Raw genomic sequence first — 10,846 nt, 5'->3', positions numbered from 1 at the left:
GCGACCGCATCGAGACCCTGTGCGCCGCCGCGGACGACCTGGCCGCCGCGCGCCCGCCCGGCGAGGCGCTCACGGCCTGGCTGGACGCCGTCCTCGTCCACGCCCTGACCGACAGGGGGCTCGCGACCACGACGGGGGACGGCGGGACCGCCGGCGGCTTCGACTGCGTGGGCATGATGCGCGCGGCGGGGGAACGCCTGCTCACCGCCGCGAGGCGGGCCGGGGCCGTGCGCGCCGACCTGGAAGTCGACGAGCTGTTCGGGCTGGTCACCGGTATCGCCCTCGCCGCCGGAGACCCGGCCAGGGCCGCCCGCCTGCTGTCCCTCACCCTGGACGGCGTGCGCGGCCCGGCGCACCGAACGGACACGCGGGCGGACTGACGGCTTCATCGGGGCTTTCCCCGAGGGTCATCCATGATCGGCAGGTTGGCGGGTGCGCCACCGTCCCGATCAGACCCGATGAGAACGGATGCCGCCCATGATGAAGACGTTCCGCACGCCCGCCGCCGCACTGCCGGCCTGCCTGCTCGTCCTGGCCCTCCAGGCCCCGGCGTCCGCCGACCCGGTCGTCACGCCCACCGACGGCGTCCCGGCCCCACCCGCACAGGACCTCACCCCGCATGGCCCCGACGCGGCGGACCGCGGACGCGGGCACCGGCGGTTCGACCTGCAGGCGCACCGCGGCGGGCTCGGGCTGGTGGTGGAGAGCACGCTGGACTCCTTCGCCAACGGCCTGCGCGTCGGCGTCAGCACCCTCGAGCTGGACATCCAGCTCACCGAGAACGGCAGGGCCGTCGTCACCCACGACCGCCGGGTGGACGCCCGCAAGTGCCAGGACACCGGCCCCGTCTCTCCCGGCGACCCCGAGTTCCCCTACGCCGGCAAGTACGTCAACACCCTCACCCTCGCCCAGGTCAGGACCCTGGACTGCGGGTCGCGGACGCTGCCCGAGTTCCCCGGCCAGCGGCCCGCGCCCGGCGCCAGGATGCCGCTGCTGAGCGAGGTGTTCGACCTGGTCAAGCGGTTCCACGCCGACGACGTCACGCTGAACGTCGAGACCAAGGTGGAGGCGGGCGCGCCGAGCGAGACCGCGCCGCGCGAGCGGTTCGTCCAGGTGGCGGCCGCGGAGATCAGGCGTGCCCGCATCGCCCGGCAGGTCACGATCCAGAGTTTCGACTGGGGCGCGCTGATGCGGATGCGCCAGGTCGAGCCGCGCCTGCCCCTGGTGGCGCTGACCAACCACGACTTCCTCCAGGTCGGCGAACCGGGCGCCTCGCCGTGGCTCGGCGGCATCGACATCGACGACTTCGGCGGGGACCCGCTGAAGGCCATCGCGTCGTTCGGAGCCGCCGCGTTCTCGCCCGTGCACGGGTTCCCCCAGAACGGCACGGTCGCCGACCCCGGCTACGTCCCCTACGTGACCAGGGAGATGGTGGACCGGGCGCACCGCCTCGGCATCAAGGTGGTGCCGTGGACCGTCGACGACGAACCCACCATGAACAAGCTCATCGACGACGGCGTGGACGGACTGATCACCGACTACCCCGACCGGCTGCGCGGCGTGCTGGCGGCGCGCGGCTTCGACCTCCCCAGGCGCTACCCGGGGCCGCGTCCCCGGTGACCCCGGAACCGGACGCGCCGCCTGTCCCGGCGGCGGGGACGCTCATATCCTCGAGCTGATCCGCTCACGGTGAGCGCCCCGCCGAGCTGCGAGGAGCACGCACATGGCACCCCTCGGATACGACCGCTACTGCGACGAGATCCTCGACCAGAGCGGCCTGCTCCGCGACCTCGTCAAGGGCGCCGACCTTTCGGCCCCGGTGCCGGCCTGCCCCGGCTGGACGTTCGCGGCGCTGGTCCGGCACATCGGCGGCAACCTGCGGACGGTCGAGACCGCCGTGGGCGCCGGGACGCCGGTGAGCGACCCGGCGGCGCAGGTGACCGGGCTGTCGGGCCCGCGCGACGACGACCCGGCCGAACTGGACGCGTGGTTCTCCGACGCCGCGGAGAAGTACACCGCCACGCTGCGCCAGGCGGGGCCGGACGGCGAGGCGACGGTGTGGGGCTTCCAGGGGGGCACGCCGTTCTGGGTGCGGCGCGCGGTCCACGACATCGTCGTGCACCGCGCCGACGCCGCGCTCGCCCTCGGCGAGGAGTACGTCGTCGCGCCGGACCTGGCGGCGGACGCGGTGGACGAGCTGCTGGAGCTGTTCGCGGGCCAGCAGGCGGGCGGGATGCCCGCGCTGGCCGAGCTGCGCGGCGGCGGCGAGACGATCCGCCTCGCCGCCGCCGACACGGGCGCGGCGTGGCTGATCGAGCTGGGCCCGGACGGCTTCACCTGGCGCCGCGACGACACCGGCGGCCAGGACGCCACGGTGACCGTGCGCGGCTCCCTGACCGACGTCCTGCTGACCTTCTACCGCCGCCTGCCCGCCACCGGCGGCCGCGTGGAGATACGCGGCGACGCCGGCCTGCTGGACTTCTGGCTGTCGCGCGCCTCCCTCTCCTGAGCCCGCGGCCGCTCCGCCCCTTCCCGCCGCGGCATCTCATGGTTTTCCTTGATGCGTGCCCGCGGCGGCGCGCGGGACCCTCGCAGGACCCGGCGCGCGCACCTGGCCGGGACCACCGCGGCAGGAAGGGACGCACCCGATGCGCCGACGACCGACCCTGTGGAGCGTCATGCTCCTGACGGTGACCGCCACCCTGATCCTCGGGCCGCCGCCGGCGCGCGCCGCCCCGGCGCCCACGCCGACCGGCGCGAGCCAGCGGTGCGTGCAGGGCACCGACCCCGACGCGTTCACCATCCTCCACCTGGACGGCGGGCGCGGGCAGACCTACCCGCCCGCGGGCCTGCCCCGGCTGGCCGACGGCGACATGATCAGGATCGAGCCGGACCTCGCCGACGAGGTGGACGTCAGCCTCCTGGCCCCGGCCGACCCGTGGGACATCGTCACGCCCGCGGGCAACCCGCAGGCCGCGGGCAACGGCTACCCGGCGCCGCTGATGAACCAGTACAGCCTGCTCGTGTGGGCCGGCGGGTCGCCGTTCCAGGTGAGCCGCCCGTCCAACTGCGTGATGCCCGGCGCCGACACCGTCACCCTCGGCATCAACGACCCCGAGACCTGGGACAACACCGGCGCCTGGGACGTCGTCGTCAAGCTGTACCGCGCGCCGGTGCACGACGGCGGCTTCGAGCGGCAGACCTCCGGCGCCGTCTCCTGGCCGTGGGCCACCGAGGGCCCGGACTCCAAGGGCATCGACCTCAACCGCGGCTTCGCGCACACCTTCCGCAACAACGCGTTCATCCGGACCTCCGGCAGGAACTGGAACGCGCTCACCCAGCAGATCGCCGTGCGCCGCAACACCGACTACGTGGTGCGCGGGTTCATCCGCACCACGGCGAACATCAACACCGCGTTCTTCGGCGTGCGCCTGCCCGGCATGTGGCCGCCCACCGAGGTCCACTTCGGACCGACGCCCGGCGGCGGCTACCAGCTCGTCGAGAAACCGTTCAACTCGCTGAACAACGACGTCGTCACGGTGTTCGCGGGCTTCTGGGGCGTCGGCGCCGACGGCTGGATGCAGATGGACGACATCGCCGTCCTGTCGTCGTGACGCCGGCGGCGGGGCGGGCGTGCCGCCCGGGTCCGCCCCGCCGCGCGCCCGGAGCGCGGCGCCGGCGTCGTTACGGTGGGGGCATGACGTCTCGCGCGCTGTTCGCCGGGCTGTGCACGCTGGACCTCGTGCAGGCGGTGGAGCGGCCTCCGTCGGCGAACGAGAAGGTGACCGCGCTGCGGCAGACGGTCGCGGCGGGCGGGCCCGCGGCCAACGCGGCGGTGACGTTCGCGCATCTGGGCGGGGCGGCGACGCTGGTCAGCGCCGTGGGCCGGCATCCGCTGGCGGCGGGGATCCGCGCCGACCTGTCCGAGCGCGGCGTGCGGCTGCTCGACCTGACGCCGGACGCCGCCGATCCCCCGGCCGTGTCGACCATCATGGTGAGCCGCGGCGGCGACCGCGCGGTGGTGTCGGTCAACGCCGCCGGGCTGGACGTGCGGCCGCCGCCCGACCTGGACGAACTGGTGGCGGCGAGCGCGGTGGTCCACCTGGACGGCCACCACCCCGCGCTCGCCCTGGAGGCGGCGCGGCTGGCCCGGCGGCGGGAACGCCTCGTCCTGCTGGACGGGGGAAGCTGGAAGCCGGGCACGGCCGGGCTGCTGCCGCATGTGGACGTGGCGGTGGTGTCGGCCGACTTCCGCCCGCCGGGCGCGGGCGGGCCCGAGGACGTCCTCGCGCGGCTGCGCGCGGCGGGCGTGCCGTGGACGGCGGTCACGCGGGGCGCGGCGCCGGTGCTGTGGCGAGGGGCGGGGCCGGTGCGGGCGCTGCCGGTCCCCGAGGTCGCGGTGGTGGACACCCTGGGCGCGGGCGACGTGCTGCACGGCGCGCTGACCTTCGCGCTGTGCCGCGCGCTCGGCGGATCGGGACGGGCCCGGGACCTGGACGAGGAGGCGTTCGCGTCCGCTCTGGAGTTCGCCGTCCCGGTGGCGGCGGCGTCCTGCGGTTCGTTCGGCACCCGCGCCTGGCTACGGCGCCGCGCCCGCTGACGGCCCCGGCGCTCAGGAGCGGGGTGCGGCGCTCTTCGCGGTGTCGTAGACGGCGCGGGACGTCATGACCTCGGGCATCTCGCCCTCCAGCCATTCGATGAGCCCGGCCAGGCGGCGCGCGGCCTCGCGGCCGAGCGGGGTGAGGCTGTACTCGACCTTGGGCGGGATGCTGGGCTGGGCGGCGCGGTGGACCATGCCGTCGCGTTCGAGGGCTTGCAGGGTCTGGGCCAGCATCTTCTCGCTGACGCCGTCGACGCGGCGGCGCAGGGCGTTGAAGCGGTAGGTGCCGTCGGCGAGCGCGGCCATGGCGAGGATGCCCCAGCGGCCGGTGAGATGCTCCATGGTCTCGCGGGACGGGCAGCCGCGCGCGAACACGTCGAAGGCGACCTCGTCGTGCTCGTCGGGGGCGCGCACGTCCTCGTCGCGCGCGCACGCGTCCCGCCCGTCCGCCACGACCGGCTCCCGCCCGGCGCGCGTGTGCGACGCCCGCGCCCGCCGCGCCTTCGTGCCCTGCTTTTCCATAACACCAGCTTACGGTCTCCGTGCTATACCCGGGAGAGCACTTACCGATCCTCTGGCACTATCTCACAGTTAGTACTAGCCTACGCTCGAACCCCGACTCACAGGAGATCGAACCCATGATCGTCGTCACCGCCGCGACCGGTCAGCTTGGCCGGCTCGTCATGGAAGGCCTGCTGGCCACCGTGCCCGCCGACCAGCTCGTCGCCGCCGTACGGAATCCCGCGAAGGCCGCCGACCTCGCGGAACGGGGAGTCCAGGTCCGGGAGGCGGACTACGACCGGCCGGAGACCCTGGCGAACGTCTTCGGCGCCGGCGACCGCGTGCTGCTGATCTCCGGCCCCGACCTCGGCACCCGGGTCGCCCAGCACAAGGCCGTCGTGGACGCCGCCGCCGCTGCCGGCGTGGCCCTGCTCGCCTACACCAGCGTGCTCCAGGCCGACATCAGCCCGCTCGCCGTCGCCCCCGACCACCGGGCCACGGAGGAGTACATCCGCGCCTCGGGCGTGCCGTACAGCTTCCTGCGCAACGGCTGGTACAGCGAGAACTACCACGCCGCGATCATCAACGGCGCCGAGCACGGCGTCATCGTCGGCAGCGCGGGCGACGGGCTCATCGCCAGCGCCACGCGGGCCGACTACGCCGCCGCCGCCGTCGCCGTGCTGATCGGCGCGGGCCCCGGCGAGGTCGAGAACCACGACAACACCGTGTACGAGCTGTCGGGCGACGTCGGCTGGACCATGCGCGAGCTCGCCGTCGAGGTCGGCGCCGCCACGCCCCGCGAGGTCGTCTACCAGAACCTGTCGCCCGAGGAGTACGCGCGCGTCCTGGCCGCCACGGGCATGCCCGAGCCGGTCGCCGAGCTGTACGCCGCGATGGACGTCGACATCTCCCGCGGCGCCCTCTCCGCCACCCCCGGCGATCTGCACAAGCTCATCGGCCACCCCAGCACCCACATCCGCGAGACCGTCGCGGCCCTCTTCCCCCGCCCCTGACGGAACGATCGGCGCCGGGCCGCACGCGGTCCCGGCGCCCCGGGTCGCCGACGGTCGCGCGGAAGACCTCCTCCCCTGGAAGGCGCGGCGCTCAGTCCAGGGCGCCCAGGGTGATGCCTTCGATGATGTGGCGCTGGGCGGTGACGGCGAGGAGCAGGACGGGGACGACGGCGATCAGGGACGCGGCCATGATCAGGTTGTAGTCGGTCGTGAACTGGCTGCGGAAGACCGACAGGCCCTGGGAGAGCACGGCCATGTCGGTGGTGTTCACCACGATGAGCGGGAACAGGAAGTTGTTCCAGTTCTGCAGGAACAGGATGATCGCCAGGGCGGCGATCACCGGACGGGCCAGCGGGGCGTACACCCGGAGGAACACGCGTAGCTCGGAGGCGCCGTCGAGGCGGGCGGCCTCGCCGAGCTCCCGGGGCGTGCCGAGGAAGAACTGGCGGAACAGGAACGCGCCCAGGGCCGAGGCGACGTTCGGCACGATCAGGCCCTGATAGGTGTTCAGCCAGCCCAGGGCGCCGAGAAGCTCCGACATGGGGACGATGATGGCGCTGAACGGCACCATCAGGCCGCTCAGGGCGAGGAGGAACAGCGTCCGCTTGAAGGGGAAGTCGAGCAGGGCGAAGGCGTAGCCGGCGAGCAGCCCCGTGATGAGCTGTCCCGCCGTGGCGGCGACCCCGAAGACCGCGGTGTTGAGGTACCAGCGGCCGAAGGGGGCCTGGGAGAGCGCCCTGCCGATGTTGGACCACCGCGGCGCGGCGGGCCACGGCGGCGCGGCCGGGTTGATCACCTCGGCGTTGGTCTTCAGAGCGCTCAGCGTCATCCAGACGAGCGGGAACGCCACGATCGCGACGGCGAGGCCGAGCGCCACGTAGACCGCCGCGCGCCGGGCGAGAAGGCTAGCGGGCACGGCCCGACCGTCCCACCAGCCAGAGCTGCACGACGGTGACCAGCAGGGACAGCAGGAACAGGGCGACGCCCATGGCGTTCGCCCTGCCGGTGTCGAACTGGACGAACCCCTGGTCGTAGACGTAGTACAGGGCGGTGGAGGTGGCGCCGTCCGGGCCGCCCTGGGTGAGGACGTAGATCTGGGTGAAGGTCTGCAGGCCGGTGAGGGTGGTGACGACCCAGATGAGCAGGGTGTGGCGGCGGGTCAGCGGCCACTGCACGTGCCGGAACCTGCGCCAGGCCCCCGCGCCGTCCACGGCCGCCGCGTCCAGCACGTCCCGGGGGACGGACTTCAGCGCGGCGACGTAGAGGATGACGTTCTGCCCGAAGAACTGCCACGCGCCGAAGGTCAGCACGGCGAGCAGCGCGGGCCCCGGCGCGGACAGGATGTCGGCCTGCGGCAGGCCCAGGGCCGCGAGCACCCTGTTGACGACGCCGAACCGCGGCGCGAACATGTTCGCCCAGATCAGCGCGGTGGCGACCACGGGCACGACCAACGGGACGACGAACGGGGCGCGCAGCCGCGCCACCCCGGGCGCGCGCGAGTTGAGCAGCAGCGCCAGCCCCAGGCCCGCGCCCATCGTCAGCACCACGAAGCCGGCGGTGTAGACGGCGGTGACGCCGAGGGCCTGGCCGCCGCCCTCGGCGAGCATCGCGGTGTAGTTGTCCAGGCCGACGAAGCGGGGCTCCAGGTCGAACACCCCGCCGCCGTGCAGGCTGCGCCACAGCAACATTCCCAGCGGGACCAGGGAGAACACGACGGTGAGCACCACGGTCGGCGCCACGAACGCGTAGGCGAGCGTCCTGGTCCCCCGCCCGCCCCCGGTCCGGGCCTCCCCCGGGCCGCGCCGGCCGCCGATCCGGTACGGCAGGGCCCGGCGCGTCGTCCGGGCGGCGGAGGTCATCCGAGCTTCTTCAGGGCCGCGTCACCCTCCTTGGCGGCCTGGGCGAGGGCCTCCTGCGGGGTCTTCCTGCCCTGCAGGGCGGCGTTGATCTGGGTCCACAGGCTCTGGGAGATCGCGTTGTAGGCGGGGGTGATCGGGCGGACCTTGCCGGTCTTCTCGGCCTCGGCGAACACCTCGTACGTCGGGTCCTTGGCGATGTGCTCCTTGAGCAGGGGCTGGTCCAGTTGCTCGGGCGCGGAGGGCAGGCCGCCGCTCTGGACGGCGAGGTAGGCGCCCTGGGCGGGGCTCGCCAGGAACTTCAGGAACGCCAGGCCCGCCTTCTCGGCGGCGGGGTCGGTCCTCAGCAGGGCGGCCACGCCGATGCCCAGGCTGGTCGCGGTCCCGGCGTCGCCGCGGGGCATGGGGGCGACGCCGAAGTCCACCCCGGCCTCCCGGAAGGTGCTCACGGCCCACTGCCCGTCGACGATCATCGCCACCGCGCCGCCGGCGAAGGCGGGGGCGCCGTCGAAGCTGCCGGCCTGGGCGTAGCTGGTGCTCGGCGCGGCCTTGCTCCGCAGCAGGTCCACCCACGTGGTGAGCGCCTTGACGCCCTGCGGGCTGTTGAAGGCCGTCGCGGTGCCGTCCGGGGTGAGGAAGGACCCGCCCTCGGCGTACAGCATGGGGGCCCAGGCGAAGCTGATCCATTCGGCCTCGCCGAGCGGCACGTAGAAGCCGTACTTCCCCTTGGCCGGGTCCGACAGCTTCTTGGCGTCGGCGGCCAGCTCGGCCCAGGTCGCGGGCGGGCCGTCGATGCCGGCCGCGGCGAAGGCCTTCTTGTCGTAGAAGAGCACGACGTCGCCGACGCCGCCGAGGGCGATGCCGAGCTGGCGGCCCTTGTGGAACAGGGACTCCTTGATGCCGGGGTACAGGGCGTCGGTCTCGGCGGTCAGCTTGCCGTCCAGCGGGATCAGCTTGCCGCTCTGCGCCACCACGGGGAGGTCGGAGGGGTTCTGGGTGAGCAGGACGGTGGGCTGCGTGCCGTTCTTCAGGGCGGCGACGACCTTGGGCAGGTACTGGTCGGAGCTGGCGATGTACTCGCCCTTGGCGCGCATGCCGGGGTTGGCCTTGGCGAAGGCGGCGTCCACGGCGGCGATCTGGTCGGGTTTCCAGCCGCTGGTCCAGTACGTGAAGGCGGCCCCGGCCGTGCTCCCCTGCCCGCCGGAACCGCCCGAGCCGCCCGAGTCGCCGGAGCCGCAACCGGCCGCGGCGAGGACGAGGCCGAGCGCGGCGGCTCCGGCGGCGAGCCTTCTCCTGATCATCAGCATCCCCGTTCGTTCGCGTCCCTGCGGTACGGCGTGCCTCCCGGCAGGCGGCGGCGTGCCCCGTCGCCGGCCGTGCCGGGTTCCGATCTTGACCGCCATGATAACCAAGTTGAAAGGTAGGTAAATGGCCGCGACGGACCGTCCTCCCGCCCAGGTTTCTCCGGGGGAGACCGGGTACGCGACAAAGGAGGCACGCACGCGTGGACGGCGTGCGGCCGAACGCGGATCGAGGGAGGACCGATGGGCAACCGGCAGCGGGTCGTCATCGCCGGCGGCGGATTCGCGGGCTACAGCGCCGCGCGCCGCCTGTCCCGGCTGGCCAAGGGCGCGATCGAGATCGTGCTGGTCAACCCGACCGACTACTTCCTGTACCTGCCGCTGCTGCCGGAGGTCGCGGCGGGGATCCTGGACCCGCGCAAGGTGGCGGTCCCGCTGGCCGGGAGCCTGCCCGGCGTGCGCCACCTGCTGGCGAGCGTCGACGAGGTGGACGCCGAGGCGCGCCGCGTCACGTGCACCGACGCCGAGGGCGGCCGGCGCGAGCTGCGCTACGACCGCCTGGTGATCGCCGTGGGCAGCGTCAACAAGCTGCTGCCCGTCCCGGGCGTGGTGGAGCACGCCCACGGCTTCCGCAGCATCGCCGAGGCGTTGTACCTGCGCGACCACCTGATCCGCCAGATCGAGCTGGCCGACGCCGAGGACGACCCCAAGGAGCGCGACGCGCGGTGCACGTTCGTCGTCGTGGGCGCGGGCTACACCGGCACCGAGGTCGCCGCCCAGGGACAGCTCCTCACGGCCGACACCGCGAAGCGGCGGCCGGGTCTGGCCGGCCGGCCGCTGCGCTGGCTGCTCGTCGACAAGGCCCCCCGCATCCTGCCCGAGCTGGACGAGCGGCTCTCGCGCACCGCGCACGCCACGCTCGCCGGCCGCGGCATCGACATCCGCCCCGGCACGACGGTGGAGGAGGCGACCGGCGACGGCGTCCGGCTGTCCGACGGGGAGTTCGTCCCCACGCGCTCGCTGATCTGGTGCGTGGGCGTGCGCCCCGACCCGCTGGTGGAGTCGCTCGGCCTGCCCACGGCGAAGGGCCGCCTGGAGGTGGACGAGTACCTGAACGTGCCGGGCCACCCGGAGATCTTCGCGATCGGCGACGCGGCGGCCGTGCCCGACCTGACCCGGCCCGGCGAGCACACGGCCATGACCGCCCAGCACGCCACCCGCCAGGGCAAGCGGGCCGCCGACAACATCGCCGCCTCCTACGGCCACGGCGAGCGCCGTCCCTACGAGCACCACGACCTCGGCTTCGTGGTGGACCTCGGCGGGGTGAAGGCCGCGGCCGACCCGCTCGGCGTCCCGCTGTCGGGTGTGCCCGCCAAGGTGGTGGCCCGCGGCTACCACCTGCTGGCCGTTCCCGGCGGCCGGACCCGCATCGCGGGCAACTGGCTGCTGGACGCGATCCTCCCCCGCCAGACCGTCCAGCTCGACCTCGTCCGCGCCGCCGCCGTCCCCCTCGACCAGGGCACCCCCGACCACCCGCACGACGGCGCCTCCTGATCCGCGCCGCCGCGCGAAGGT

General features: G+C 74.0%; 11 protein-coding genes. 7 read left to right on the top strand and 4 right to left on the bottom strand.

Annotated elements, in window-relative coordinates; translation table 11 throughout:
• The 5 genes from BJ981_RS28115 to BJ981_RS28095 form a co-directional block, all read left to right on the top strand.
• Positions 1-380, top strand: a 380-nt coding sequence (locus BJ981_RS28115) for an SbtR family transcriptional regulator (protein ID WP_446444261.1), incomplete at its 5' end; no start/stop codon positions are given.
• Between the two features lie 97 nt (positions 381-477).
• The gene (locus BJ981_RS28110; protein ID WP_239139426.1) at positions 478-1,620 is read left to right on the top strand and encodes a glycerophosphodiester phosphodiesterase family protein; all 1,143 of its coding nucleotides are present in this window, start codon (positions 478-480) and stop codon (positions 1,618-1,620) included.
• Between the two features lie 103 nt (positions 1,621-1,723).
• On the top strand, positions 1,724-2,509 hold the full coding sequence (locus tag BJ981_RS28105; protein ID WP_184615385.1) for a maleylpyruvate isomerase family mycothiol-dependent enzyme: 786 nt from the start codon (positions 1,724-1,726) through the stop codon (positions 2,507-2,509).
• Positions 2,510-2,648: 139 nt separating this feature from the next.
• Positions 2,649-3,614 carry a hypothetical protein gene (locus tag BJ981_RS28100; protein ID WP_184615383.1) on the top strand — a complete coding sequence of 322 codons (966 nt, stop codon included), beginning with the start codon at positions 2,649-2,651 and terminating at the stop codon, positions 3,612-3,614.
• Positions 3,615-3,697: 83 nt separating this feature from the next.
• On the top strand, positions 3,698-4,600 hold the full coding sequence (locus tag BJ981_RS28095) for a PfkB family carbohydrate kinase (RefSeq protein ID WP_184615381.1): 903 nt from the start codon (positions 3,698-3,700) through the stop codon (positions 4,598-4,600).
• A gap of 12 nt (positions 4,601-4,612) precedes the next feature.
• Here BJ981_RS28095 and BJ981_RS28090 read toward each other — a convergent pair whose 3' ends face one another.
• Positions 4,613-5,122: a winged helix-turn-helix transcriptional regulator gene (locus tag BJ981_RS28090; RefSeq protein WP_184615379.1), complete on the bottom strand. Its 510-nt coding sequence runs from the start codon at positions 5,120-5,122 to the stop codon at positions 4,613-4,615.
• Between the two features lie 116 nt (positions 5,123-5,238).
• Here BJ981_RS28090 and BJ981_RS28085 point away from each other — a divergent pair, with 116 nt between their 5' ends.
• Positions 5,239-6,114, top strand: a complete 876-nt coding sequence (locus tag BJ981_RS28085) for an NAD(P)H-binding protein (RefSeq protein ID WP_184615377.1) — start codon at positions 5,239-5,241, stop codon at positions 6,112-6,114.
• 91 nt (positions 6,115-6,205) lie between these two features.
• Here the strand turns inward: BJ981_RS28085 and BJ981_RS28080 are convergent, their stop codons facing one another.
• Genes BJ981_RS28080 through BJ981_RS28070 form a run of 3 tightly spaced genes read right to left on the bottom strand, consistent with a single transcriptional unit; the run spans position 6,206 to position 9,277 of the window.
• On the bottom strand, positions 6,206-7,030 hold the full coding sequence (locus BJ981_RS28080) for a carbohydrate ABC transporter permease (RefSeq protein WP_184615375.1): 825 nt from the start codon (positions 7,028-7,030) through the stop codon (positions 6,206-6,208).
• Positions 7,020-7,973, bottom strand: a complete 954-nt coding sequence (locus BJ981_RS28075) for a carbohydrate ABC transporter permease (protein WP_184615373.1) — start codon at positions 7,971-7,973, stop codon at positions 7,020-7,022. Before BJ981_RS28075 ends, BJ981_RS28080 begins: the two co-directional genes overlap by 11 nt.
• The gene (locus BJ981_RS28070) at positions 7,970-9,277 is read right to left on the bottom strand and encodes an extracellular solute-binding protein (RefSeq protein ID WP_184615371.1); all 1,308 of its coding nucleotides are present in this window, start codon (positions 9,275-9,277) and stop codon (positions 7,970-7,972) included. Before BJ981_RS28070 ends, BJ981_RS28075 begins: the two co-directional genes overlap by 4 nt.
• A 237-nt stretch (positions 9,278-9,514) precedes the next feature.
• Between BJ981_RS28070 and BJ981_RS28065 the strand changes: the two genes are divergently transcribed.
• Positions 9,515-10,825 (top strand): NAD(P)/FAD-dependent oxidoreductase, encoded by a 1,311-nt coding sequence (locus BJ981_RS28065; protein ID WP_184615369.1) that lies wholly within the window; start codon positions 9,515-9,517, stop codon positions 10,823-10,825.
• Positions 10,826-10,846: the final 21 nt, after the last annotated feature.

This window comes from Sphaerisporangium krabiense (assembly GCF_014200435.1).
In the GTDB taxonomy this organism is placed as follows: domain Bacteria; phylum Actinomycetota; class Actinomycetes; order Streptosporangiales; family Streptosporangiaceae; genus Sphaerisporangium; species Sphaerisporangium krabiense.
This window is presented reverse-complemented; position numbering and strand designations above follow the sequence as displayed.